21 protein-coding genes are annotated in these 26,097 nt (G+C 67.2%); 12 read left to right on the forward strand and 9 right to left on the reverse strand.

Translation table 11 applies throughout. From position 1 onward, the window contains the following. Window positions 1–155 precede the first annotated feature (155 nt). From FBZ90_RS17970 to FBZ90_RS17990, 5 genes are all read left to right on the forward strand, one after another. Window positions 156–641, forward strand: a complete 486-nt coding sequence (locus tag FBZ90_RS17970; protein WP_145734228.1) for a TspO/MBR family protein — start codon at window positions 156–158, stop codon at window positions 639–641. Between the two features lie 129 nt (window positions 642–770). Next, on the forward strand, window positions 771–2,120 hold the full coding sequence (locus FBZ90_RS17975; RefSeq protein WP_145734230.1) for a S41 family peptidase: 1,350 nt from the start codon (window positions 771–773) through the stop codon (window positions 2,118–2,120). Window positions 2,121–2,265: 145 nt separating this feature from the next. After that, on the forward strand, window positions 2,266–3,084 hold the full coding sequence (locus FBZ90_RS17980; protein ID WP_145734233.1) for a hypothetical protein: 819 nt from the start codon (window positions 2,266–2,268) through the stop codon (window positions 3,082–3,084). Between the two features lie 193 nt (window positions 3,085–3,277). Beyond that, window positions 3,278–3,790 (forward strand): DUF2231 domain-containing protein, encoded by a 513-nt coding sequence (locus tag FBZ90_RS17985; RefSeq protein WP_145734235.1) that lies wholly within the window; start codon window positions 3,278–3,280, stop codon window positions 3,788–3,790. Beyond that, complete coding sequence (locus tag FBZ90_RS17990) at window positions 3,787–5,112, forward strand: PQQ-dependent sugar dehydrogenase (RefSeq protein ID WP_145734237.1); 1,326 nt, start codon at window positions 3,787–3,789, stop codon at window positions 5,110–5,112. The genes FBZ90_RS17985 and FBZ90_RS17990 overlap by 4 nt, the downstream gene beginning before the upstream one ends. A 104-nt stretch (window positions 5,113–5,216) precedes the next feature. Here FBZ90_RS17990 and FBZ90_RS17995 read toward each other — a convergent pair whose 3' ends face one another. Continuing rightward, entirely contained in the window at window positions 5,217–7,634 is a 2,418-nt protein-coding gene (locus tag FBZ90_RS17995; protein WP_145734238.1) for a TonB-dependent receptor, read from the reverse strand. A 211-nt stretch (window positions 7,635–7,845) separates the two neighbouring features. On the opposite strand from FBZ90_RS17995, the gene FBZ90_RS18000 reads away from it, so the two are divergent. Genes FBZ90_RS18000 through FBZ90_RS18010 form a run of 3 tightly spaced genes read left to right on the forward strand, consistent with a single transcriptional unit; the run spans window position 7,846 to window position 10,347 of the window. Further along, window positions 7,846–9,240: a HAMP domain-containing sensor histidine kinase gene (locus tag FBZ90_RS18000; RefSeq protein WP_145734239.1), complete on the forward strand. Its 1,395-nt coding sequence runs from the start codon at window positions 7,846–7,848 to the stop codon at window positions 9,238–9,240. Between the two features lie 26 nt (window positions 9,241–9,266). Then, complete coding sequence (locus FBZ90_RS18005; RefSeq protein WP_145734241.1) at window positions 9,267–9,884, forward strand: response regulator; 618 nt, start codon at window positions 9,267–9,269, stop codon at window positions 9,882–9,884. 52 nt (window positions 9,885–9,936) lie between these two features. Continuing rightward, window positions 9,937–10,347, forward strand: a complete 411-nt coding sequence (locus FBZ90_RS18010) for a hypothetical protein (RefSeq protein ID WP_145734243.1) — start codon at window positions 9,937–9,939, stop codon at window positions 10,345–10,347. Here FBZ90_RS18010 and FBZ90_RS18015 read toward each other — a convergent pair. Further along, window positions 10,334–11,287: a helix-turn-helix domain-containing protein gene (locus FBZ90_RS18015; RefSeq protein WP_145734245.1), complete on the reverse strand. Its 954-nt coding sequence runs from the start codon at window positions 11,285–11,287 to the stop codon at window positions 10,334–10,336. The two genes, FBZ90_RS18010 and FBZ90_RS18015, sit on opposite strands and share 14 nt — an antisense overlap. A gap of 273 nt (window positions 11,288–11,560) precedes the next feature. On the opposite strand from FBZ90_RS18015, the gene pobA reads away from it, so the two are divergent. The 3 genes from pobA to FBZ90_RS18030 all read left to right on the forward strand — a co-directional run bounded on the left by pobA (window position 11,561) and on the right by FBZ90_RS18030 (window position 17,006). Further along, window positions 11,561–12,754 carry a 4-hydroxybenzoate 3-monooxygenase gene (gene pobA, locus FBZ90_RS18020; protein WP_186455883.1) on the forward strand — a complete coding sequence of 398 codons (1,194 nt, stop codon included), beginning with the start codon at window positions 11,561–11,563 and terminating at the stop codon, window positions 12,752–12,754. Window positions 12,755–12,854: 100 nt separating this feature from the next. Continuing rightward, on the forward strand, window positions 12,855–13,619 hold the full coding sequence (locus tag FBZ90_RS18025) for a pentapeptide repeat-containing protein (protein WP_186455884.1): 765 nt from the start codon (window positions 12,855–12,857) through the stop codon (window positions 13,617–13,619). A 120-nt stretch (window positions 13,620–13,739) separates the two neighbouring features. Beyond that, entirely contained in the window at window positions 13,740–17,006 is a 3,267-nt protein-coding gene (locus FBZ90_RS18030; RefSeq protein WP_145734249.1) for an nSTAND1 domain-containing NTPase, read from the forward strand. 561 nt (window positions 17,007–17,567) lie between these two features. Here the strand turns inward: FBZ90_RS18030 and FBZ90_RS27905 are convergent. The 4 genes from FBZ90_RS27905 to pcaH form a co-directional block, all read right to left on the reverse strand. Beyond that, a complete protein-coding gene (locus FBZ90_RS27905) occupies window positions 17,568–18,569 on the reverse strand; it encodes a hypothetical protein (protein WP_186455885.1) in 1,002 nt (333 codons plus the stop codon). Window positions 18,570–18,574: 5 nt separating this feature from the next. Next, a complete protein-coding gene (locus FBZ90_RS18045; protein ID WP_145734253.1) occupies window positions 18,575–20,671 on the reverse strand; it encodes a hypothetical protein in 2,097 nt (698 codons plus the stop codon). A gap of 207 nt (window positions 20,672–20,878) precedes the next feature. Further along, entirely contained in the window at window positions 20,879–21,481 is a 603-nt protein-coding gene (pcaG, locus tag FBZ90_RS18050; RefSeq protein WP_145734255.1) for a protocatechuate 3,4-dioxygenase subunit alpha, read from the reverse strand. A 3-nt stretch (window positions 21,482–21,484) separates the two neighbouring features. Further along, a complete protein-coding gene (gene pcaH / locus FBZ90_RS18055; protein WP_145734257.1) occupies window positions 21,485–22,216 on the reverse strand; it encodes a protocatechuate 3,4-dioxygenase subunit beta in 732 nt (243 codons plus the stop codon). Window positions 22,217–22,380: 164 nt separating this feature from the next. Here pcaH and FBZ90_RS18060 point away from each other — a divergent pair, with 164 nt between their 5' ends. Then, the gene (locus tag FBZ90_RS18060) at window positions 22,381–23,313 is read left to right on the forward strand and encodes a LysR family transcriptional regulator (RefSeq protein ID WP_246130474.1); all 933 of its coding nucleotides are present in this window, start codon (window positions 22,381–22,383) and stop codon (window positions 23,311–23,313) included. On the opposite strand, the gene pcaC is transcribed toward FBZ90_RS18060, so the two are convergent. The 3 genes from pcaC to FBZ90_RS18075 are packed head-to-tail and all read right to left on the reverse strand — an operon-like array spanning window position 23,310 to window position 25,855. Next, complete coding sequence (pcaC, locus tag FBZ90_RS18065; protein WP_145734261.1) at window positions 23,310–23,699, reverse strand: 4-carboxymuconolactone decarboxylase; 390 nt, start codon at window positions 23,697–23,699, stop codon at window positions 23,310–23,312. The genes FBZ90_RS18060 and pcaC overlap by 4 nt on opposite strands. Window positions 23,700–23,710: 11 nt before the next feature. After that, the gene (gene pcaD / locus FBZ90_RS18070; RefSeq protein WP_145734263.1) at window positions 23,711–24,490 is read right to left on the reverse strand and encodes a 3-oxoadipate enol-lactonase; all 780 of its coding nucleotides are present in this window, start codon (window positions 24,488–24,490) and stop codon (window positions 23,711–23,713) included. A gap of 12 nt (window positions 24,491–24,502) precedes the next feature. Then, complete coding sequence (locus tag FBZ90_RS18075) at window positions 24,503–25,855, reverse strand: 3-carboxy-cis,cis-muconate cycloisomerase (protein WP_145734264.1); 1,353 nt, start codon at window positions 25,853–25,855, stop codon at window positions 24,503–24,505. Window positions 25,856–26,097: the final 242 nt, after the last annotated feature.

Consider the following 26,097-nt stretch of genomic DNA (forward strand, 5'->3'; position numbering starts at 1 on the left):
CGACAATCGGGGGGATTCGGGGGCGCCAACGGCGCTCCCGGCCCCAGCGGCGCAAGTGGTCCTGACGTGGCGCGGGGCGAAACGGCCGCGACAACCGCGATGTTATTGTGTACCAATCCCTTGGTAGACATGACATTGCCCGAGGATAGCCGCCCATGACGATCCATGAGGATGAAGCGCCGGCCCCGGCGGCGCGTTTTCCTGCCCTCATCCTCTTCATCGTGCTGGTTCTGGGCATAGGCCTGACCCTGGGCTATCTGACAGCGCCGGCCGAGTGGTATCGTAACCTGGCCAAGCCCGGCTTCACCCCGCCGAACTGGGTGTTCGCCCCGGCCTGGACCCTGCTGTATGTCTTGATCGCCGTGGCCGGCTGGCTGACGTGGCGGCGGGATCGCGATAGCCGGCCCATGCGCCTGTGGTGGATCCAGATGGTGCTGAACTTCTGCTGGTCCCCCATCTTCTTCGCCGCGCATTTGCCCGGCCTGGCCCTGGCCATCGTCCTGGCCTTGCTGGCCAGCATCCTGGCCTTCATCGGCACCGCCTGGCGCCAGGACCGCACAGCCGCCCTGTTGTTCCTGCCTTATGCCGCCTGGGTCACCTTCGCCAGCGCGCTGAACGCAGGTATCTGGTTCCTGAACTAAAAGCCCGGCCACCGGCGGGAGCCTCCGCCGCCCGTGCGACAAATTCTCCCGCCCGCGCTCCGCGCGTGACCGTCCTTGGGCGATCCATAGGATAGGGGCTGTCCTTCACTTCGGGGTGCAGCGCGGTCCATGCGACGTCTCCTGCCGCTTCTTCTTGGTATTGGCCTGATTTGCGCGACGGGGCGGGCGGCGGACATCGGGGAGGCGCCCCTCCCATCCGCCCAGGTCGCCGAGGTTGTGGCCGCCATCAGCCGGCTGCTGCACGACCACTATCCTCTGCCTGACATCGCGGCACGCTACGAAAGGGGCCTGGAACGCGGACTCAAGGCCGGTCGATTTGAGGGGAAGGGGCCCTGCGCCCTGGCGGAGACGCTGACCCGCGACCTGCGGACCGAACATGAGGATCGGCACCTGACCATCCGGTGCGGCGCCGGCCATGCCGATGACCGCGAGGTTGAAACGGGCCCTTACCACGGCATCGCCGCCGTGCAGGTTGACCCTGATCTGCCGGTCGCCACCATCCGCTCTCCCGGGCCCTGGGTCGCGAATGAGGATGGCTTCGCCAGCGCCGCCGCCGCCATGGCCCTGGCCGCGCGGTCGCATTACGTCATCATCGACGTGCGCGGCAATGGCGGCGGCAATGGCGAGATCGGAGTGTTCCTGGCCACCTACTTCTTTCCGGTGGGACAGCAGCGCCTGCTGGTGCGGGGCGTCCACCGCGATCCGGCGCGGGAAGAGCAGGAATGGACCTACGGCTATGTTCCCGGACGGCGCCTAACCGACGCGAAGCTCTACATCCTGGTCGACGGCCATACCGGATCAGCGGCGGAGGGGTTCGCCTTCGGCCTGCAACGCGCCGGACGGGCCACCATCGTGGGCCAGACGACGGCGGGCGCCGGCATCGCCGGTCATTGGGAGGATCTGCCCGGCGGCCTGTCGCTATTCCTGCCCATCAAGCTGTTGCGGGCGCCGGATGGTAGCGCAGGCTGGGAAGGGGTGGGGGTGCGGCCCGACGTAGTGACGGAGCCAGGGCAGGAAATGACGACCGTTTACAACCTGATCCGCGCCGATTGGCCCACGGCGCGGGAGAATCCGGATTTCGTCCAGGTGATCACCCTGCCGCCGGAGCGCCGACCGTCCCCGGACACCACGGCCCCACCTTGGGACGCGGGCCAGCCGACCTTGCCCCAGGTGGAGCGCTGCCGGAGCATTTCGCCCGACCCGGAGGACGACACCGTGCGGCTCATGACCAATGTCTGCAACCAGCCCATCCTCCTGGAGGAACGCCGCAGCGCCGCGCCGGCGTCTTTGCGCCTGATCACGCTGGAAAGTGGACAGAGCCTGGCCTCCAAGATCACGCCACCCGGCGGCTGGTGGATCATGGCGGTCTGTCCCCAGGGCTATCGCAGCGGCGTGCCGGTGACGGCGGAGAACATCGGCCCCATTTCACGCGGCGCCTATGCCTGCGTGAAGGAGTAGGTGCTTATAAAAGGTTACAGAGTGTTTCTGTGATTCCCTTTGAGGGTGATGGTACCGTTGGACCGCGACAAAACGACAAGGGGTATGGTCTATGCGCCGTTCAGTCCTTTCCATCCTGGCGCTGACTGCGGCCCTGGCCCTGCTGATGGCGCCGCAGGCGGGCAGGGCGGCGCAATGTACCCCCGTTCCCGGTGTCGACACCTTCCTGGACTCGGCCAAGACGTATTTCGTGGTGGGTGATCTCCACGGCACGGCGGAAATTCCGGCCATGGTCGCCGATATCGCCTGCGCCGCCGCGGTCAAATTCCATAAGGTGGTGTTGGCCTTGGAGTTTCCCGTGACCAACGCGGAAGCGCTGAGCAATTTCAGCCGCCATCCTGAATCCCCGGCGGCGGCCTTGCCGTTTTTCGCGGCGGACCCCGGCGGCATGGCCGATGGCCGCAGCAGTGTGGCGATGGCACGGATGCTGGAGCATGTCCGCACCCTGGCTGGTCCCGACATCGCGGTGTCGTTCGTGCCTTTCCAACCGGTGCCGGCTTCCTCGGACCCGGGCCTTTATGAAAAGGCCATGGCCGTTGGGATCATCGCGGCGCACCAAGCCCATCCCGATGCCAAAATATTGATTTTTGTGGGAAGAACCCATGCTCGCAAGGCGCCCACGGACCGGAACGGCGCATTGCTTCCCATGGCGGCGACTCTCCCGGCAAGGGAAACCGTCAGTCTGGATGTCTCACCAACGGGCGGCAGCGCCTGGAACTGTCGCGGCACGTCCTTGACGTTGACCGATGTGAAATGCGGTCCCAACCCGCTGGGTGAAGCAGCGGACATTCCGCCCGCCGGCATCACGATGATATCCGGCGCGGCTTATGATGGCACCCTATCCGTCGGCAAACCGTTCTCCGCTTCTCCACCCGTGGCCCCGCCGGCGTCATCACAGTCCGTTATCGGCCGGCAGGGCGGCTGACAATTCCAACTTGGGGAGGCTGACATTTTAACTTTGCGCCCACATATGAAAAGCCGATAAGATACGTTATGGAAAAATGATGCATTGATGGATGGCGTACCGGGGCGCTTGAACTGCGGTGGCCTGCGCCCTGGAACCACCTGCGCCTCCAAGCGATTGGACGCGCAAGGATGATTGCGACCAAGGAGCGGCCATGCCCAGTGACATCACCCGATCGACCGTCCAAGGGACGCCGATCCACCTGACAACGGTGGAAGACGCCCCGGTTGAGGTGGTCCGTGCGCCCCTTTATCCCATGCTGGTGCCGTTTCCCAGCGCCTGCTTCATCGGCGCTTTTTTCACCGACCTGGCCTATTGGCGCACGGCGGAGATGATGTGGGCGGACTTCTCAGCCTGGCTGTTGTTCGCCGGCGCCGTCCTGGGCGGCATCGCCCTGATCGCGGGGCTGATCGATTTGGCCCAGCGCCGCTATCTCGTGATCCAGGCACCCGCCTGGGCGCCAACCTGGCCGCATGTTCTGGGCAACCTGTTGGCGCTGGGCTTGGCCGTCCTGAATTGCTTCGTCCACAGCCGCGACGCCTGGACCTCGGTTGTGCCCCAGGGCCTGATCCTGTCAGCCCTGGCGCTGGTCGTGGTGCTGACCAGCAACTGGATCGGCTGGTCCGTGCTGGTGCAGCGGCGCCGTGTCGTGGAGGTGCGGTCATGATCGCCCGCCGTCTTCGCCCCCTCATCCTGGCAGGTGCCGCCGCCTTCAGCCTTGCCGCCTGCGACGATGGCAGCAAAGGCACCGATCCCAACGCCCAGGTCGGCGCCAACCCGACGCTGCCGAAACCGGAGCAATACCTGCTGCCCCCCCTGAAGGTGGCCAAGGTGGTGGATTGGAAGGATGGCGAGAGGCCGGCCGTGGCCCAGGGCCTGAAAATCCAGGCGCTGGCCACCGGCCTGCACCATCCGCGGTCCCTCTACGTCCTGCCCAATGGTGACGTGCTGGTGGTGGAATCGGTGGCGCCGGAAAGTGAGCCGGTCAAGCGGCCCAAGGACCTGATCATGCATTGGGTGGAGTCCATGGCCACGTCCGGCGGCGAAACCAAGGACAGCAACCGCATCACCCTGCTGCGCGACGCCGATGGCGACGGCGTGCCGGAAACGCGCACCGTTTTCCTGGACCATCTCAATTCCCCCTTCGGCGTCGCCCTGGTTGGCGGGGATCTCTATGTCGCCGACACCGACGCCATCCTGCGCTATCCCTATACCGAGGGTGAAACGCGGATGACGGCGGAAGGCACCCCCCTGACGCCCCTGCCCGGCGGCCCCATCGACCATCATTGGACCAAGAGCCTGCTGGCCAGCCAGGACGGCACCCGGCTTTATGTCGGCGTCGGGTCCAACAGCAACATCACCGAAAACGGACTGGAGGCGGAAAAGAACCGCGCCGCCATCTGGGAGGTGGACCGCGCCACCGGCCGATGGCGCATCTATGCCGATGGCCTGCGCAACCCCAACGGCCTCAGCTGGGAACCGCAGACCGGCACGCTGTGGGCGGTGGTGAACGAGCGTGACGAACTGGGCCCCAACCTGGTGCCGGACTACATGACCTCGGTGAAGGACGGGGGCTTTTATGGCTGGCCCTACAGCTATTACGGCCAGCATGTGGACCCCCGGGTGAAACCGCAACGCCCCGACCTGGTCGCCCGCGCCATCGTGCCGGACTATGCCCTAAGCACCCACGTCGCCCCGCTGGGCATGGCCTTCTCCACCGGCACCAGCCTGCCCAGCACCTACCAGGGCGGTGCCTTCGTCGGTGAACATGGTAGTTGGAATAGAAATATTCCAAATGGTTACAAGGTGATCTTCATACCATTCAGCAACGGACAGCCGAATGGCCAACCGATGGACGTGGTCACCGGATTCCTGGATGCGGAGGGCCATGCCCATGGGCGTCCGGTGGGCTTGGCCATCGACAAGACCGGGGCCCTGCTGATCGCCGATGACGTGGGCAACACCGTCTGGCGCGTGACCGCCCAATAGGCCCGAAATGAGAAAAAGAGGGGGGCCGGCAGCGGATGAAACCGGCCCCCCTTCCAGCGGGAGGATTATCGCGTCGCCCGTTGGAACTCATGAACTTCAATGCCTTAAAACGAAACCTTCACACCGCCGTAGAAGGTGCGCGGCGCGCCCAGGGTCAGGGTGCGCGCATCGCTCAGCTGCCGACCCAGCACGTCGCTGGCGCCGCTCAGCTCAAAATAGGTGCCATAGCTGGCATAGCGTCGGTCGAACAGGTTGTTGATGCCGCCGAACACCTGGATGTCCGGCAGGATTTGATAGGACGTGCGCAAATCCATGGTCCAATAGGGCGTCAGCGGCGCGTTCTGGTTGGCGTCGTCACCCACCAGGTACTGGCTGCCGTAGTACTGCACGGCGGCGCCCACGGTCCATTCCTGGGTCACCAGCACATCGCCGCCCAGCTTCACCTGGTGGCGGGGTATGGCCGGAATGCGATCGCCGCTATGGACGGTGATGGTGCCATTGTCATCCGCTGACGGGTTGTTGGCCGAGGCCAGCACGCCGTCGAACTGATAGGTCGCATCCACGAAGCTGTAGTTCAGGTAAACCTGCCAGCGTTCGCTGGCGAAGGTCAGGCCGGCATCGACACCTTGCCGGCGGGTGGACGGCACGTTGGTGTAATAGCCACGGCCCTGGATGCTGCTGGCCAGCGCCACGATGTCGTTGTCGCTGTCGGTGCGGAACAGCCCCACGGTCCAATCCAGGCGCCCATTGGCCACGCCCTGGGTGCCCCGCACGCCGGCCTCATAGGTGTTGGCCACCACCTGGCGCAGCGGCGGATCGGCCACCAGGGAATTTTCCAGCAGGCAGGGGCGCAGCGGGTCGGCGCAGTCCAGTTCCAGCGGCGTGGGCGCGCGGTTGGACTGGGAATAACCGCCATAGACACTGAACCCGCCGCCCAACTGATAGGTCAGGCCGGCTTGGGGATTCCAATGGGTGTAGCGGTGATCACCGTTCAGCTCGGGAGCGGCGCCGCTGCGGTCGCGGGTGCTGATGTCGGCCACGTTGAGGCGCAGACCGGCGGTCAGCGACAGGGCCGGCGTCAGGTCCAGCGTGTCGGTGACATAGGCGCCGTAATAGTCGGTGGTGCCGGACAGCCAGACGGGGGCATAGCCCAGGTTGCCCAGGGTGCGGATGATCAGGCCGGCGCCGGCGATGTCATCCGCCGCGTCGCCCTGGGTGGTGACCGACAGGTCGGGGTTGATCACCCCCAGGGTGCTGGTGGCGGTGAAGCGGATATCACTGTGGTCGATGCTGCCGCCCGCGGCGAAGCGGTTGGGCAGCCCCATCAAGGGCCGGTCGCTGGTCAGTTGCAGCGACCCACCGACCGAGGTGGTGTCCGTGGAGGTGCGGTCGAGGGTGCCGTAATTGGCGTCGCCATCATAGGCGAAGGTGTGTCCGGCCAAGTCGGTGATGACGAACTGATTGCGGAACGCCGTGGTCTTGCCCCCCGCCGGCGTGCCGAACGCGTCATCCTCCAGGCACAATTGACCACCGTAGGAGGAGCGGCGGCTGCAGCCTTCGAAATTGCCGTCGTTGCCATCCACATGCTTCTGACCCAAATGGCGGCCATAGACATTGCCCTGTATGGACCAGCCGGGGGCCACGTCGGCCTTGCCGTTCAAGGCCAGCATGCCGCTGTCGTTCTTGGTGGTCTGCGGCCAAGTGTAGACCGATGTCTGGTCCGCCTGGATCATTTCCAGCGGCGTGGGGCCGACGACGCCCAGGCTGGACCGCGCGGCGGCGGCGACCAGATGCACCTCCGCCACGTCGCTGCGCCAGCCGGCGTCGGCGTAGAAGCGCTCCACATCCGAGGCGGACTGCTTGCGCCAACCATCGTCGCGCGTCGCTTCCGCCGCCATGTAGAGCCCGAAATTGCCGGACTGCCATCCGAACTCCGCGGAGCCCTGGGCACGGCCGTTGCTGCCGCCCAGCAGCTCGGCGCTGCCGCCCTGGACGGTGAAGCCGTTCTTCATCTCCAGGGTCACCGCCCCGCCCAGGGCGTTCAAGCCGTAAGCCGGGTTGTTGGTGGCCAGCGTCAGGCGGTTGATCGCCACCTCCGGCGCCAGATCCCAGTTCACGGTGTCGCCGAAGGCCTCGTTCAGGCGCACACCGTTCTGATAGACGGCGATGCCCTGGGGCGTCCCCTGAAGGGGGGAGACGGTGAAGCCGTGATAGTGGATGTCCTGGAACAGGGCGTTGCCCTGCGTGTCCGACAGCGCCAGCCCGGGCACCCGCTGGGCCATGCCGTCCAGGATGGAGACGGAATGGATGCGGGCCAGATCGTCCGCCGACAGGGTGGCGGCCGCCGCCGGCACCTTGTCCAGCGGCACGTTGGCCCCCGGCAGGGGCGTCACGCCGATGACGATGATGTCGCTGAGCGTGGGTGGCGCGCCGTCGGGCGCTGGATCGGCCTCAGCCGCCAAGGCAAGGGTGGAACAGGTGGCGCACAGCAGGGCCAGCAGACCGGCCGGGACGTTTTTCATTATGGGGCGCACCGGAAGGATGGAGCTGATGAAAGGCTAGTCGCAAGTATCCGGCCCGGCCATAGGCCCCCTTCCCGATTTTCCCGGGAAAAATTCCCGATATCGCGGCGACTGTTGCATGAGAGCGGCAAGCGCCTGTTAGATAGGGTTGGGAGGCGCCGTCCAACGCTGGGCGGCGACATCATCACGGGACCGCTGGGGAACCAACCTCATGTCGCTACGCATCCGCCTGGTCCTGAGCATCGCCCTGCTGTTGCTGGTCAGCCTGGCCACCGGGGCCACCGCCGCATGGCTGCGGGCCGAACATTCCGTGCGCACGGAGATGGAGGCCGCCTTGTCCGTGGGGCAGCACACGGTGGGCAGCGCGCTGGCCCATCTGGCCGGCCGCGCGGCACCGGCGGACCGCAGTGATGAGGAGGTCACCGCCCTGCTGACCCGCCTGGTCGGTGCCTTCAACGGCGACCGCCATCTCAAGGTCAGCCTGCACCAGCCCGGGGCGGGCCTGATCGCCTCCTCCTCCCTGGCCGTGCCGGACCACCCCGCCCCCGCCTGGTTCGTGGCCTCGCTGGACGTGCCGCAATTGAGCGCCGAGGTGCCCTTGCCCGGCTTTTCCGGCCAAGGCCTGTGGCTGCGCCTGGAAACCGACCCAGCGGGCGAGGTGTCGGAGGTGTGGGGGGAACTGGGCGACGACGCCGTGATGATGGTGCTGTTCAGCGCGCTGGCCCTGCCCATGGTCTACTGGACCCTGGGACGGGCGCTGCGCTCCGTCGACCGCCTGTCCAAGGCCTTCGCGCATGTGGCCCAGGACGCCAGCGCGGAAGCGGCGCGGCCGGTGGCGGAGGCTGGTCCGCCGGAGTTGCGCCGCCTGGCGGAGGGCTTCAACCGCATGATCGAGCGCCTGGCGGCGGCGGAGGCGCGCAATCGCCGCCTGCACGAGCAATTGCAGACCATCCAGGAGGAGGAGCGCGCGGACCTCGCCCGCGACCTGCATGACGAGGTTGGGCCCTATCTCTTCGCCATCAACGTCGACGTCACCGGCCTGCTGGCCGCGGCGGAGCGGGCGGGCGACCCGGTCATGCGGGACCAGGCCCGTTCAGCCCGCGAGGCGGTGGCCCATGTGCAGCAGGAGGTGAAGGCCATCCTTGGCCGCCTGCGTCCGCCGGGCCTGAGCGACCTTGGCTTGGGCGCCGCGCTGGAAAACCTGGCGGCGTTCTGGCGCGCCCGGCGGCCCGATGTCGCCATCACCGTGGCCGTAACGCCTGGCCTGCACCTGGGCGAGGCCGGCGACACCGCCATCTATCGCATCGTGCAGGAAAGCCTGAGCAACGCCATCCGTCACGGGCGGCCCCGGGACATCACCGTCACCGTCGCCCCCCGCGTCGATGGCCTCACCGTCGAGATCGTGGATGACGGCGAGGGTCTGCCCGCCGACTCCCCGTCTCACTCCAGCGGCACCGGCTATGGCTTGCGCGGCATGGCCGAGCGGGTGGCCGTGCTGGACGGCACGCTGGAGGTGGGCAACCGGCCGGAAGGCGGCGTGCGGGTTCGCGCCCTGCTGCCCTTGGCTGCTGGGCATACCACCCTGTCGGCCCGCGAGGCCGCCTGAATGACCCTGACTGCGGAAGCCTTGGCATGAAACTGCTCCTGGTCGATGACCACGCCATCGTGCGCTCCGGTCTCAAGCGGCTGCTAGCCCCCCTGCCCGGCGCCATGATAGCGGAGGCCGCCACCGGCCGGGACGCCCTGGTGCGCTACCGGGAGGACCGGCCGGACATCGTGCTGCTGGACCTCAACCTGCCCGGCGTGGGCGGGCTGGAGCTGCTGCAGCGCCTGTTGATCGAGGACCCGTCGGCCTGCGTCCTGGTCTTCAGCATGCATGCGGAGGCGCTCTACGCCTCCCGCGCGCTGGCGGCCGGTGCCAAGGGCTATATGAGCAAGAACGCCGATCCCGACGAACTGCTGGCCGCCATCCGCCGGCTGGGCGAAGGTGGGCGCTATGTGGAGAACGAGATCGCCCAGGAACTGGCGGTGCATGGCATGGCCGCCGGCAACCCCACCCAGCGCCTGACGGAACGGGACCTGGAAATCCTACGCCTGTTGGGCGAGGGCCGGGCGCTGGCGGAAATCGCCACCGAGCTGGGGGTGGGCTACAAGACCATCGCCAACACCTGCACCGCCATCAAGGCCAAGCTGGGCGTCGCCCGCACCGCCGACCTGATCCGCCTGTCCATCGAGATGGGGGTGAGCTGAACGCCCCCTCCGTGCGTATCCTGCCATGACAGCCGGCGTGATGGAGGCCGGTATGATGGAGGAAAGCACGATGCTGACGCGGCGACAGGTGGGGATTCTGCTTCTGCTGGGCGGCGCGTTCTGGCTGTCGGCCCTGGCCTACCTGCGCGGGTTGCCCCAGTTGCTGACAGACCCGCTGTGGAACCCGCTGAATTTCGCCAGCACCGTTTCAGTCGCGTGGACCAGCGCCTATCTCATCCGCCGCCTGGCCGGGCTGGCGCCGGACCAACTCATGGCCGGGGTGGGCCTGGTGGGTGCCGTGGTCATGGTCGCCGACGGTGTGGCCTTGAACTGGTTCCCCCGCGCCTATGGGCCCGACGACACAGTTAGCCGCCTGGCCGGCGCCTGGCTGCTTTGGGGTTATGGCTTCAGCCTGGGCGCCGCCCTGCTCATGGCGCGGCACGCCGCAGTCAAGCATCGCTGATCACGCCCGCCAGGGGGTCGGGCGGTTCCAGCGAGGCGGTGTCGGCCACCGGCCAGTCCGTCATCAGCCGCTGGCGCCAGGCGCGGGGAGACTCCCCGCTTTGCCGCTGGAAAAAGCGGGAGAAATAGGCCGGGTCCTCGAAGCCCAGCTCATAGGCCACGACGGCGATGGTCCGGCCGCTGTAGAGGATCAGCCGCTTGGCTTCTGTCATCAGCCGATCCTGGATCAGGCCGATGGCCGGCCGCCCGGTCACCGCCAGGCAGGCGGCCCGCAAGGTGGAGGAAGAAGTGCGCAGCTCCGTCAGGTAGGCGTCGAGCGGGCGGTGGCTGCGGTAATGCTGGTCCACCAGCGCGCGGAAGGCCGCGACCAGCGCCACCTGCCCCGACCGGCCGCCACCGCCGCCGGAGGCCAGGGCCGGCCGCGCCACGCGCAGCAGGGCGGCCATCAGCACCAGCATATTCCCCTCCGCCGCCACGCGGTGGCCAGGGGCCTGCCCGCGCAATTCGGCCAGGACGCCATCGGCGGCGGCCAGCACGGCGGCGAACGCCCCCTCTTGCCCCGCCATGGCCAGGCAGGCAGCCTCACCGCCCAGGGCGGCGAAGGCGGGATCGCGCCGCGCCAGGCCGCGCAGGATGCGGTCGGACAGGGTGACCACCCAGCCGATGGTGCCCCGGGCGAAGGCGAAGCCATGCACCACCCCGGCGGGCACCAGGATCAAGGTGGGGCCGTCGAAGGTCCAGGTGCGCTGGTCCGCCTGTACCTGCCCGGCCCCCTCGCGGATGGCCAGAAACTGGACCAGGTCGCCATGCTGATGGGGGCGGATGCGCCAATCCACCAGGCTGCTGCGGTCCTCGATCAGCTCCACATGCAGGAAGCGGTCCTCCGCCGTCGCCGGCGCCTCGCCGTACAGGGAGAAGACGGGGATGTCCGGTCGGGTCATCGCCCCGCCCCTGCCCATCGCGGACTGGCGGAAAAATGCCCATCCATGATCAATATGGTCAATAACATGTATTGCTCTGGCCGTTACATCGCATGGCACCTGATGTGGGCCGTTGATGGATACCCTGCCCAATCATTGCGAAAAAATCCAATTTTTGTGGGGCTGCGTCCATTCCGGGACGGGGTCCCCCGCCCCTATCGTTCCGGGGTGGGCCGCCCCGGCGTGGGGTGCGGCCCGGAATAAGAACGCTTCAGGCTCGGGAGGGCCATTTCCATGTCAACCACCCCGTCCATCCGCACCCAAGTCGGCATCATCGGCGCCGGCCCCGCCGGGCTGTTCCTCTCGGAACTGCTGCACCGCCAAGGCATCGACAGCGTCATCCTCGAATCCCGCACCCGGGAGGAAATCGAAGGCACCATCCGCGCCGGCGTGCTGGAACAATGGACCGTCGACCTGATGCACCAGCTGGGGGTGGGGGAGCGCATGACGCGCGATGGCCATTTCCACACCGGCATCACCCTGCGCTTCAAAGGCCAAAGCCATCACCTGGACATGGTGGAGCTGACCGGCGGCAAGAAGGTCACCGTCTATCCCCAGCATGAGGTGATCAAGGATTTGGTGGCCCACCGCCTGGCCCAGGGCGCCCAGATCCATTTCGGCGTGCGCGACACGCGCCTGCACAATGTGGAGACGGAGCGTCCGTCCATCACCTTCGCGCGAGCCGACGGCACCCCGGCCGTGCTGGAGTGTGACTTCATCGCCGGCTGTGACGGCTTCCACGGCCCCAGCCGCCAGGCCATACCGGCGACGCAGCGCCAGGAATTCCAGAAGATCTACCCCTATGGCTGGCTGGGCATCCTGACGGAGGCGCCGCCCTCCCACCACGAACTGATCTACGCCCGCCACGACCGGGGCTTCGCCCTGCTCAGCACCCGCTCCCCCGAAATCCAGCGCCTGTACATCCAGTGCGATCCCAAGGACGATATCGCCCAGTGGTCGGACGCGCGCATCTGGTCGGAACTGCACCAGCGGCTGGAAACGACAGACGGCTGGAAGTTGACCGAGGGGCCCATCATCCAGAAGGGCATCATCGCCATGCGCAGCTTCGTCTGCGAGACCATGCGCCATGGCCGCCTGTTCCTGGCGGGCGACGCCGCCCACATCGTGCCGCCCACGGGCGCCAAGGGCCTGAACCTGGCGGTGGCCGACGTGCTGGTGCTGTCGCGCGCGCTGGAGAAGTTCTACGCCCGGAACGACAGCAGCGGCATCGACAGCTACGCCGCCACCTGCCTGGCGCGCATCTGGAAGGGCGAGCGCTTCTCCTGGTACATGACCACCATGCTGCACACCGACGAGGCCGCCGGCGCGTTCGAGCACCGCATCCGTGAGGCCGACCTGGAATACGTCGTCAGCTCCCGCGCCGCCGCCACGGCGCTGGCGGAGAATTACGTCGGCTTGCCCATCTGAGTGGAGGGGGCCGGTGGTACAACCGGCCCCTTGCCCACCAGGCCTTTCCTGCGGCTATCATGGCCCTCGCCATCATCATAGCCGCATGGGGCCCGCGCGCATGGATATCGACACGCTGGAAAACATCCTTGCCACCGGCGAGGTCCGCGACGGCCGCTTCACCGCCGCAGACTGGCGCGACCTGGACGCCACCGGCTGCCGGTTCGATAACTGCGTGTTCGAGGATGTGCGCTTCACCGCCGTGGACTTCAGCGACGCCCGGTTCCGGGAGTGCCGCTTCGTCCGCTGCCGCCTGTCACATGTGAAACTGCGCGACGCGGTGCTGGAGGATTGCCGCTTCGTGGACCCTGCGGACAAGACCGCTGGCTGCACCCTGGCCTTCAGCGATTTGCGGGCGGCGCGTCTCACCCGCTGCGACCTGTCGTTCTGCACCCTGGACCGCTGCACCCTGTTCGAGGTGGAGGCGGATTCCTGCGTCTTCTTCGCCGCCCGCTTCCATCTGGTGGAGTTCCACCACGCGCTCAGCCGGGCGCGCACGGTGCACCGCGCCATCTTCCGCGACTGCACCTTCGAACTGGCCGACCTGTCGCGCCTGTCCTTGAAGGACGCTGTGATCACCCGTTGCCGCCTGCGGGAAACCGACCTGCACGCGGCCGACCTGACCGATGCGGATGTGCGCGGCAGCGACCTGTTCCAGGCCACCCTCACCGATGCCAAGCTGGACGGTGCCGACCTGCGCGGGGCGGAGATCAGCGGCCTGGATCTGAGGCAGCTGGCGGGATTCCACGGCCTTAAGATCGGGCCGGAGCAACAGCCCATCCTGCTGGCGGCCACGGGCATCGACGTGTGCGGCGACGACGCCTGAACCAAGCCCCGCCAAGTTCCCCTCGATATTTAAACGCGTTAACCTACCCACGGATATGGTAAAACGCCCCCTGGGGAAAACGGCCGCGACGGGGAACCGCGCGGCTGATGGGGGAAAGAATTGCAGACGAAGAGCTTTCACTTCGGTGAGTGGCTGGTCGACGCGCAGGCCTGCACGATACGTCATGAGCAATCGGCGCAAACGCTGAAGGTTGAGCCGCGGGCCATGGACGTCCTGCTGGCGCTGTGCGACCGCGCCGGCCAGATCGTCAGCGCGGAGGACCTGCTGCACCTGTGCTGGGATGGCCTGGCGGTGGGGGAAAACCAGGTCCACAAGGCGATCACCCAGTTGCGCAAGCTGCTGGGCGACACCGCCGGCGACCCGCGCTACATCGAGAACATCCGCAAGCGGGGCTATCGCACCCTGGCGCCGGTCATGCCCGTCGCCGCCGATGGCACGGCCGCGACCGTGGACAGCTGGATCGACGCCTCCCCCTTCGTCGGCCTGGACGCGTTCGACGAGGCGCACGCCGCCGTGTTCTTCGGCCGGGACGCGGCCATCGCCCAGTTGCGCGATACCGTGGCCGCCCAGGCCGCCGCCGGCCAGGGCATGGTGGTGGTCCTGGGCCCCAGCGGCAGCGGCAAGACGTCGCTGGTGCAGGCGGGGCTGTTCCCCTGCCTGCGCGCGGCGGGCGCGCCCTTCCCCTTCCTGGGCGCCAGCATCCTGGATCTGGGCGATGTCGACGGCATGCCCCTGCCCACCGCTCTGGGCGGCGCGCTGCTGGATCTGGAGGTCGACGGCCGGCCGCTGCTGGAGGGGTTCAGCGCCGACGCCATCGGCGCCGCCTTGTCGGGGAATGACCGCCCGGCCTTCCTGGACCCGGTCACCGCCACGGCGCAGCGGGGCCGCGCCATCCTGTTCATCGACCGGCTGGAGGCCGTGTTCGCCATCGATGTGGCGCGGCGGCGGCAGTTCTTCACGGCGCTGGGCCACCTGGCGGGCAGCGGCGCCATCCTGGTCATCGCCGCCTGCCGCAACGACTTCTATCCCGACGTCGCCCGCGAACCCCTGCTGCTGACCGCCAAGGCCCAGGGTGGCCATTTCGACCTGGCGCCCCCCACGCGCGCCGAGATCATCCACATGATCCGGCTGCCCGCCATCGTCGCCGGGCTTCGTTTCGGAACCGATCCGGAAACCGGCGCGCAGTTGGACGACATGCTGTGCGAGGCGACGGCGGACCAGCCGGACGCCCTGCCCCTGCTGCAATACACCCTGCATGAACTCTACCTGCAACGCAGCACCAGCCGGGAACTGACCGTGGCCGCCTACCGCGCCCTGGGCGGCCTGGGCGGCGCCATCGGCAAACGGGCGGAGGCCACGCTGGACGGCCTGCCGGCCCCGGCCCGCGCCGCGCTCAGCCGCGTGCTGTCGCTGGTCGTCACCGTGGGCGCCCAGGATGAGGCGGCGCGCAGCCGCCGCATCCCCTGGGGCACCCTGGCCACGGCGGAGGAGCGGACGCTGGTCGACACCTTCGTGCGGCAGCGCCTGTTCGTCGCCCAGGTCTATGAGGGGGAGCCGGTGTTCGGCGTGGCCCACGAGGCCATGCTGCGCCAATGGCCCCGCGCCGCCGCCTGGATCGCCGACCACCGCCGCTTCCTCCAGGCCCGCAGCCGGATGGAGGAAGCGGCGCGGCGCTGGCTGGCTGACGGGCGCCGCAACGACCTGCTGCTGCCCCGGGGCCGGCAGTTGGAGGAGGCGCGCGACCTGGCCGGCTTCACCCCCATCCCCTTGGACACCGACGTCCGCGCCTATATCGACGCCTCGGTCCGGCGGGAACGGCAGGCCGAGCGCCGCCGCTTCGGCCTCACGGCCGGCTTCGCCGCCATCGCCGTCCTCGCCGGCGGCCTGGGCCTGGTCGCCCGCCAGGCCGAGAAGACGGCGCAACAGCGCAAGCATCAGGCCGAGGACCTGATGAACTTCATGGTCGGCAACTTCGCCGATAAGCTGCGCCCCCTGGGCCGGCTGGAGCTGCTGTCGGACATCGGCGAAAAGGCCCTGAGCTATTTCAGTCAAGAACCCTTGTCCGACCTGACGCCGGAGGACCGCGCGCAGCAGGCGAAAGCCCTGCAGACCCTGGCGGAGGTGGCCCGGTCGCGCGGCGACCCCAAGTCCGCGCAAGCCGCCCTCGCCAAGGCGAAAAGCCTGCTTGACGCGAACCTGGCCCAAGGCCTGGAAAGCCCGGAGTTGCTGAAGGATCTGGGCGCGGTGGCCTTCTGGATGGGGCAGATCAGCCTGGACCAACGCGACATGGGTAAGGCCGAGTCCTATTTCCGAGACTACGAGCGCTACAGTAACCGCATGCTAGACCTAGCCCCCGACAATGTCGATGCATGGGTCGAGTTGTCATACGCACGCACCAACCTGGGTTCAGCGCTTAAAGCACAAGGCGACAGCCGTTCCGCCATAGCGCTGTTTGAATCTTCATTGACGCTAAAGCGGCGCGCATTAGACCGGCGTCCGCAAGATCGCAGCCTACGCAGCGGTATTGCCAACACCCTGTCATGGTTGGGATCAGCGCATGAAGCGGAGGGGAATCTGCGTGTCGCCCTCACTTTTTTTGATCAGGAGAAAGAACAGTACCAGTCTCTGAGGGCCATCGCTCCATCAGAGTTGCTATGGACATTTCGTTTGGTCACGTCATTGTATCGACACATGCAATTGCTCTACGCGTTAGGTGAAACTGATACTGCTGCAAGGGATTTAGAACAGGCGCAAAGTCTTATCCAGGATCTGACAGCACGTGATGGAAGCAATCAGCTTTGGCAGCAAACCGAAATAAAGATCAGTGTATTTTCAGCCGAAATTCATAAGGCGCGCGGTAATCTTCGAGAAGCCCTATCCACAGAACGTGCACTTGCCTTAAAATTATCCAAATTCAATGCACAATTTCCCGGAAATGCCGAGTGGCAACTCGCAGAAACGTCAAATAATATATTTATAGCCGACACTTTACTTCGCATGAGGCAGCCAGAGGAGGCTGATAAAATTTTGAATTTAACTATTCAAAAATTAAATTCCATGCCAGGTGGCATACACGAAAGTTTGGACTATCGACAACAACTAGCGCGTAGCCTATTTCAGCTAGCCATGTCCCATAGAATTAGGAATGAAAATGTTGCAATGGAAGAAATTTGCAAAAAAGCCGCGCCAATTTCCCATTTAGCAATTGAAATGTCGCCTAATGATTACTATAATATAGACACTTGGGTGCGCGTCAATTTGTGCATTGGAGAGGTTGGCTCTGTCTCAGGGTACATCTCGAAGCTCAATGAAATTGGATATCGTTCCCCAAGCTACGTTCTAACCTTGCGAGAATTATTAAAATGAGGGGAAAATGGCAACATACACTATATATGTCAATATAACGCAAGATGGTGAAGATTATATTTGGACCTATGATGGTTCCGGGGTTCATAAAAATACCGGTAATTTGCACATACCCAATCAGGACCCCGCTACAATCATCTATCAACTCGATGACAGTTCCCGAGAGAAATTCAATCTTGTTTATGCAAATCTGTCACCAACTCGGTGCATAACGGCTCAAATATCGGCAATTACCTATGATGATTCAAAAATAACTATCCATGACTTAAATATTCCTGGCAACACAGGAACCACTCCATTTGGATTCATATTGGTCGCCCGTCCAAAGAATAATATTATTCACGCTATTCTGAGTCCAGACCCTGAGGTTGACAACAACCCGCCAATCAGGCCGCCGATGTGCTAAGTGAATTAAGTCACGGGTACCTTTGTCGTTCAATCAGCCTAAAATCCGCCCCCTGGCGTCATAGCCGGGGGGCTTTCTATTGGAAGTCCAAGCCAGCAAAAAGAAACGACCGCGCCCCATTAGGGGCGCGGCCAAGAGTACGACTTAAGAACGCTTTATTGTCCAGCGGAGGAGCGCGATGGCGGAAGTCTCACCTCCAACCGGGCCAGGGTGTCGGCCCAGGCTGACACGGGCAGGCGCCGGGTCAGGTTGGCTCCGAGCCCGGTGGTCTGGCGCCCTCCACCCGGAACACCGCGCGGTCCCTCATCACCCGGACCGTCTACGCCCAAGCCGTGACAGATGTCCTTGACGGCGGCGATGGCGGTCAGCGCCGCCGTTCCCGGGCCGGTCACCTCCGTCAACATATCGATCATCAACGCCAACTGGCCGGCGCGGCGGGTCGCGGGGTCGGCCGTCCGCCACCAGTCGAGCAAAGGGCGCGTGGCCGCGCGCAGGGCCGGCGGTGGTGACACGGGGGCGGGCCCCGGCAGGGACACCGCCCAGGCCAGGCCCAGCGTGGCCGCCCCCTCCCCGCCATCCGGCGTCGCGTCCCCCGCCATGGCCAGGACATCGACCAGGGTGACCACCAGGGCGCCCGTGCCGCCCGCCGTCGCCGCGTCCACCGGCGGCGGCAAGGCCGCCAGGGTGGCGCGCAGGGTGGCCGCGATGGCCTTCAGGTCCAGGGCGGCGCGGATGTCCGCCTCCGGCAAATCACGGGCCAGGGCCTGGAGCTGGCGGATGTAGCTGGCGCCCAACAGCAGTTGGTTGGCCAGAACATCGCAAAGCGCGCACAGCGCCGCGACCGACAGATCGCCCCGCTGGGGTGGCATCAGCCCCCGGCACCGCCGCGCCAGGGCGACCAGGCCGCCGGTGATCAGGCCGTCATAGAGGCTGCGCCACAGCGAGGATTGCCACAACCCATACTCAAGGGCCAGGGCCGGCGCCTGGCCCGCCACCCAGGCCGGCAGGGGGCTGAACCGGATGGCGAACAGGCCGCGCGCCAACAGGATCAGGTGATTACACAGGGCGACGACGCCGGGCGCCGGTTCCTGTCCCGCATTCCGCGCCAGGTCCGGGTGGCCACGACGGACGTCGGCGTGCGCATCCTCCCCCCGCATCGCCCTCACACCTCCGGCAGCGGCGGCAGGGCGACGGTGTCGCCGTCCGGCGTGACGCGGTGCAGGCGGCCTTGGCCGTCGCGGTAATGGACGACATCGGCGTCGCTGGCGAAGACGGCGGCGGCATCGGACGCCAGATAGGTCCGCCAGGCCGGCTTGGCGCTGGTGTCGGTGTACCACAGCGCCCCCGGCGCGGGACTGGCGATGCTGAACTGGTCGCCATTGGAAAGTTGGGCGATGGCGCCGACGCCGACCCCCAACTGCCGCGGCGCCCCGCCGGCCACCGGGTCATAGACGAAGGCCCGGTTCTCGACATCCACGATGCCCAGCTTGCCGCCATTGCCCCGGATGGACAGGCAAGTGAGGCGGCCGACGCGGACCCAGCATTGCCGGCCGGGATTATAGCGGTACAGCGCCTGGCTGTTGTTGGCGAGGGCGAAGACGACGCCCCCGGCCACGGCCAATTGCGCGGCGATGTCTGGCCCGGGCAGCTCCGGCAGCGCCGCCCAGCCCCGCCCCCGTCCGGAATAGCGGTGCACCCGCCCCTCGCCCACGCCATCGCCCGCGGCCTGGCTCACCGCGTAAAGGTCCCCGCCGCCGATGGCGATGCAGGACGCCGGAAAGGTGGAGATGACCCGCCAGGCCCGGGTGAACCTGTCATAGAGTTTCACCTGCCGGCTGGCGGTGGCGGCCGTGCCAAAGGCGACGGAGGCCACCGGCGCGCCATCGATGGCCGCCACGTCATAGCCATCGCTGACACAGCTGAGGGCGCTTTCGCCCATGTCGGCCCACGCCGCGTCACCGCCGGCGTGCTGATACAGGCGCCCGGAGGAGGCGACGCAAAACACATCGTCACCCGCCACCGCCACCAGGGACGGGGCGCTCAGCCGTGTGGGCGAGGGCCACAAGTGCATGGCGAGGCCATCGCCGAACGCCGTGTCGGCCATGATGCGGCTCCATTCCGCCCGCTCCACCGCCAAATCCTCGGCCGACACTTCGGCCAGAACGGACGACACCTCGGCCGGCAGGTTGCCCAGCAACCAGGCCAGGGCGGCCAGTTCCTCCTGAACCGCCTGGACCATGGGGGCCACGCCCTGCAGCTGCGCGCGCATGCCGGCCAGCACCAGGGCCGCCGACTGTTCCTGGCGGTGCCGGTTGCCCTTCAGCTCGATCAACGCCTCCAGCCGGCCCAACTGCCCCTGCAGGCCGCTGACATCGGCCGTGCCCTCGCCCGCCCTCAGCACGCCGCCCGGCACCATGGACCACCCCAGGGAATTCCAGCACAGGGTCAGGCCAACCACACCCGCTGTCAGTCTGGCCTGCCCCCGCCCCGCGAGGATGCGGGCGCCTTCCGCCGCGACACAGGCCTGGGCGTGGTCCAGGGCCTGGGCCATGGCCTGCACATCCTCCCCACTGCCCGCCAGCAGCGGGGCCAGCGCCCCACCACGCAGGGAGGTGAGCAGCGCCGCGGCGCCGTCCGTCAGAAGCTGCCCCTGCTGGCCGGCGGCCCCCAACAGCGCGGACACCCTGTCCACCTGGTGTCGGGCGGCGCGCTGGCAGGCTTTCAGCGAATAGGTGCAGGAAACCCTGCCCCCGGAATGGGCGGTGGCCCCGGCCAGGGCATCGCCGACCAGCCGGGCGACATCGGCCAGCACCGCTACCGGCGTGGCCAACTGGGAAAACAGGCTGGGCACTTCCGCCCCCCGGCGGGGGGTGACCCAGGTTTCCGCCTGCGTCTGGAACAGGGTGAATTGCGCTAGGAAGGCGTCGCAGTCCGTCTGCGCCACGCGGGCGGCGGCGGACAACGGCAGGGACGGCAGGTCCTCGAACCGGAGGGGGGGAACGGACAGTTGGGCCAGGGAGAACAAATAGGCGCTGGCCGCCGCCAGGCTGAACGTCACGGCGTCCGTCTGCTCCACCAGCGCCCCGGCCAGCTTGGCCAGCCTGGTCGCCCCCATCTGGGTTCCCGCCACCTGGGTTCCCGTCATCGGGCGCGCGGGCATACGGACATAGACGCCCGGCGCCGCCAGGACGCGGCGCCGGGTATCGGCCGCCCCGGTCCCCGCAGCCGTCTTGGCGGCAGCCGGCAGTGTCGCGCTCATTTCCTTTTCCTCCGCTCAATGGCCCGCCCCTGTTCACTCAAAGGTCACGGGCCGCGTCGGCGAAGGGTAAGATCCGGGCGCGCCGGATCACTCTTCCAATATTCTTCTGCCAATCAAGATGCTGATTTATACCGATTTACAGACCGATTAACGAAAAAGGCCCGGCACAGTCGGCCGGGCCTTTCCACCAGTTCCGACAGGGAGTGGTCAGCAGTCGAAAAACACCGTTTCCCGGGCGCCCTGCAGATGGACGTCGAAGCGGAAGGTGGGCACGTCCGGTCCCCCTTGGCCCTCGGCCTGCCGCGTGGCGATCAGCGTCTGGCGCCGGTGCACAAGTTCGATGGAAAGCAGGGCCGGGTCGGCGGCATTGGCATCCGCCCGGTCATCGAAATAGATGCGGGTGTGCAGGTGGATATTGATGCCGCGCGCGAACAGCAGCAGGGAGCAGTGCGGCGCCTGCGGCCGGCCGTCGATCCAGGGCGTGGCCCCCGGCCGCACGGTCTCGAACGCCCACAGGCCCGTCTCCGCGTCGGCGCCCACGCGGCCCCAGCCGCGAAAGCCGGGGGCGTTGTAGGCGCCGGTGCTGTCGGCCTGCCACAGTTCCAGCATGACATCGCGCAGGGGATGGCCGGAGCCGTCCCACACCACGCCCTCGATGCGGATGCGCTCACCGGGCACACCGCCGCCCGCCAGGATGTGCGGCTTATCCTGGGTGCGCAGGTTCAGGCCGGCGAAGGACGGCAGGCAGCCGATATGGACATACGGCCCGCCGGTCTGCGAGGGGGTTTCCTTCAAATAGTCAACGGGCATGGCTCAGTTCCCCTCCGGCCGGTTCTCAAAGAAGGTGGAGCGGCGGCCGCGCAGCACCAGATCGAAGCGGTAGACCAGGCTGTCGAAGGGCACCATCTCCCCCATGTCCAGCTTGGCCACCAGCATGTCCACCGCCGCCTTGTCGGGGATGGTGCCGATGATGGGGCAGCGCGCGATCAACGGGTCGCCCTCGAAATACATCTGGGTCACCAGGCGCTGGGCAAAGGCGTTGCCGAACAGCGAGAAATGGATGTGGGAGGGGCGCCAATCGCTGTTGTGGTTCATCCAGGGATAGGGTCCCGGCTTGATGGTGCGGAAGAAATAGCGCCCGTCGTCATCGGTGACGCAGCGGCCGCAGCCGCCGAAGTTCGGGTCCAGCGGCGCCATGTAGCGGTCATGGCGATGGCGGTAGCGGCCGCCGGCATTGGCCTGCCACACCTCGACCAGGCTGCCCCGGACCGGGCGCCCCATCTCATCCACCACCCGGCCGTGGACGATGATGCGCTCCCCCATCGCCTCCTCGCCGGTGGTGATGTAGTTGCGGATCAGGTCGTTGTCCAAGGGGTCGAGGTCGCCGTGGCCGAACACGGGGCCCGCGCGCTCACCCACCGATTGGCGCAGCGACACCAGCGCCTTGCCCGGCGAGCGCAGCACCGACGTCTTGTATTGCGGCGTGAAGGCCGGCGGATGCCAGGCGCGGTCACGCCGGACGAATTCTCCAGTATCGTTGCTCATCTCTGGACCCGTCCTCCCGGGATTTGTTTTGGAATTGACTTTGGGATGGGGCTTCAAAGGTGCGGCGCCCACATCTTTCGCCCCACCCTAGACCAATCGACGCTTCTGAAAATCCCATGCGTCACCATATAATCCATCGATAATATTCATGGATGGGAACGGCCTTGGGCATCCTGGATCATCTGGCCGTCGACGGTCACCTGCTGCGCCTGTTCGTAACGGTGTATGATGAAGGGTCGGTTTCCGCCGCCGCCCGCCGGCTGGACATGGCGCAGTCGGCCGTCAGCCACGCGCTGAACCGCCTGCGCCGCCTGGTGGGCGATCCGTTGTTCGTGAAGTCCGGCCGGCGCATCGTCGCCACCCAGCATGCGGAGCGGCTGGTGCCCCAGGCGCGGGCGATCATGGACGGCTTGAAGGCGTTGACCGCCGGGGACGGCTTCGACCCCGCGCAGTCCCGGCTGTCCTGGACGGTGGCGGCCAACGATTTCCAGCGCGACCTGCTGCTGCCCCGCCTGTATGCCCGGGTGGCGGCCCAGGTGGCGGACTTCCGCCTGCAGATCGTCCCCTCCGGCCGGCCCACCAGCGAGATGCTGCGCGAGGCGCGCTGTGACCTGCTGATCTCCCCGGCCCCGCCCGAGGGGCTGGACATCATCCAGAAGCGCCTGTTCGACGACCGTTATGTCTGCGTCTTCGACGGTACCCGCCGCGCCGGCCCCGGCAGCGCTGCCGACTTCCTGGCCGGCCGCCACCTGACGGTCGTGCACCCCTCCGCCGACCCGCTGAACTTCGACAAGGCGCTGGAGGGGCTGGGCATCCGCCGCGACGTGGTGGTGTCGGTGGCCAACTTCTCAGGACTGGCGCCCTTCCTGCGGGGCACCGACCTCATGGCCTGCGTGCCCGGCCGGCTGCACGCGCTGGAACTGGCGGACTTCCAGGCCGCGCCCCTGCCCCCCGACCTGCTGGCCTCGGCCCCGCCCGGCACGGACGCCCTGCGCATGTACATGGCCTGGCACCTGCGCGCCCAGCACGATCCGGCCCAGGCCTGGCTGCGCGGACAGTTGGAGGCCGTGGCGCGGGAGACGGCGGATAATGGCTAAGCGGCGGTCGCGTCCAGGGCCTCGAACACCTCCGCCGCCTGGTGGAAGGCGGTGTTGGCCGCCGGCACGCCGCAATAGATGGCGCTCTGCAGGATCACTTCCTTGATCAGGTCCCGCGACACGCCGTGCTGCACGGCGGCGCGGACATGCATCTTGAACTCCTCCCCCCGGTTCAGGGCGATCATCATCGCCAGGGTCAGCAGGCGGCGGGTGGGATGGTCGATGGCGGGCCGCGTCCAGATCTCCCCCCAGGCGTAGCGGGTGATCAGGTCCTGGAACTCGGTGTTGAATTCGGTGCGGCTGGCCAGGGCGCGCTCCACATGCGCCTCCCCCAGCACGGACTTGCGGGTTTTCAGGCCGAACTCGTAACGCTCTTGCTCATCCATGGATCGGCTCCTCAGGCCAGGAAGGTCAGCAGGGCCTCGGTGAAGGCCTCCGCCTGCTCGACGTTCGACAGGTGGGCGGCGTTCAGCATCACCAGCCCGCTGTCCTTGATGGCGGCGTGCAGCTCCTCCGCCTTCTCCGGCGGGGTAGCGGGGTCCTGGGTGCCGCCGATGACCAGCGTGGGCACGGCGATGGCCGGCAGTTGGGGACGCTGGTCCATATCGCGGATGGCGGCGCAGCAGCCAACATAGCCTTGCGGCTGAGTGGCCAGCAGCAAGCGGCGCACCCGGTCCACCGCCGCTGGCTGGGCGGCGACGAAGCCGGGGGTGAACCAGCGCTCGATCACCGCCTCGGTCACGGCCCCCATGCCCTGGGCGGTCACCAGTTCCATGCGACCCTGCCAGCCCTGTGGCGGGCCCATGTAGGCGGCGGTATTGGCCAGCACCAGACGTTCCAGCCGCTGGCCGGCGTTGATGCCCAGCCACTGCCCCACCATGCCGCCCTTGGACAAGCCGCAGAAGCGGACGCGGTAGATGTCCAGCTCATCCAACAGGCCCAGCACGTCCTGGCCCAGCCGTTCCATGGTGTAGGGGCCGGCGGGGGCATCGCTGGCACCATGGCCCCGGCTGTCATAGCGGATGACGCGATAGTGCCGGGTCAGGGCCGCCAACTGCGGCTCCCACATCGCCATCGCGGTACCCAGCGAGTTGGACAGCACCAGCGGCGGGGCGTCGGCGGGACCCTCGATGCGATAGCTCAGATTACAGCCATCATCCAATGTGATCAGTGGCATGGCGTATGTTCCTCATACATCACGGGAAGGCGTGCGGGCCGCCAAGGCCCGGGCGACGAAGTGCGGGGCCATGCCCAGATAGTGGGCGGGGTCCAGCGCCGCCGCCAATTGCTCCGGCGACAGGTGGGTCGTGACCTCCGGCAGGGCGACCAGCACCTCCCCCAGCGACCGGCCCTCGGCGACGGCCTGGCGGCTGGCCTTCTCCACCAGGCTGTGCGCCGGGCCCCGGCCCAGGGCTTCCCCCAGCGCCATGACAACGGATTCCGACATCAGCAAGCCATGGGTGATGTCCAGGTTGGCGCGCATGCGCCCGGCATCCACCTCCAACCCGGCCATGGTGTCCACCATGACCCGTAGGCTGCCGCCCACCAGGCGGAAAATTTCCGGCAAGGTCTCCCACTCCGCATGCCAGCCGCCCAGGCCCCGCTCGTGTTCCTGCGGCATGGCCGCGAACAGGGTGGCCACCAGGGGCGGCACGCGGTTGGCGGCCGACAGGGCCACGGCGCAGGCGACGGGATTTCGCTTATGCGGCATGGCGGACGACCCGCCCTTGCCGACCTCCGCCGGCTCGAACGCCTCCCCCACCTCGGTCTGCATCAGCAGCGACAGGTCGCGGGCCATCTTGCCCAGCACACCGGCGACCAAGCCCAACGCGGCGCCCAGCGCCACCAGCCGGTCGCGATGGCCGTGCCAAGGCAGGTCGGGCAAGGCCAAGTCCAATTCGTGGGCCAGAGCCGCCGCCACCTCCAGCCCCCGATCGCCCAAGGCGGCCAGGGTGCCGGCCGCGCCCCCGAACTGCACCACCCGGCAATCATGGCCCGCCGCCGCCACAGCCCGGCGGACGCGGGCCACCGCGGCCATCCAGCCGGCCGCCTTCAGGCCAAAGGTGGTGGGCAGCGCCTGCTGCATCCAGGTACGGGCGGCCAGCGGCGTTTCGGCATGGCGCTCGGCCAGCCGGGCCAAATGCCCCTCGAGGGCCCCAAGATCGTGATCCACCAGGGCCACGGCCTGGCGAATCTGCAGGACCAGGCCGGTATCCATGACGTCCTGGCTGGTGGCCCCCCAGTGGACGAAGCGGCTGGCATCACGATCCGCCGCCGCGACACGGGCGGTCAGGGCCTTGACCAGGGGGATGGCGGTGTTGCCGGCCTTCGCCGCCGAACGGGCCAAGGCGTCGAGATCGAAATGGCCGGCCTGGCACTGGGCCGCGATGGCGCTATCGGCGCCGGGGGGAATGACCCCCAGTCCCGTTTCCGCCCGCGCCAGCGCCGCCTCGACGTCCAGCATGCCCTGCACCGTGGCGGCGTCGGTGAACACCGCATCCACCGGGCTGCCGCGAAACAGCGGGTCCAGCATTCCAGGCATTGATCATCCTCCCGCCTTCTTCACAGGGCGTCCGCACGATAGCATCGGATCGTTCGGAATGAGCCATGCCACGCGTTCCAGACAGCCAAGCGTTTTCGAACAGATGTTCGTCTGCCGCACAAACCCCTTCCATCACGTCCAGGTGCACGTCGATGCCGCAGCCCCCCTCCGCCACCGGCGTTGTTTGACTGGGCCACCTGGGGCATAAAGGGGCGGCTCCGGCCCATGAGAGGGCAGGCGGA

Origin of the sequence: Nitrospirillum pindoramense (assembly GCF_007827955.1) — a bacterium.
Taxonomy (GTDB): Bacteria; Pseudomonadota; Alphaproteobacteria; order Azospirillales; family Azospirillaceae; genus Nitrospirillum; species Nitrospirillum amazonense_B.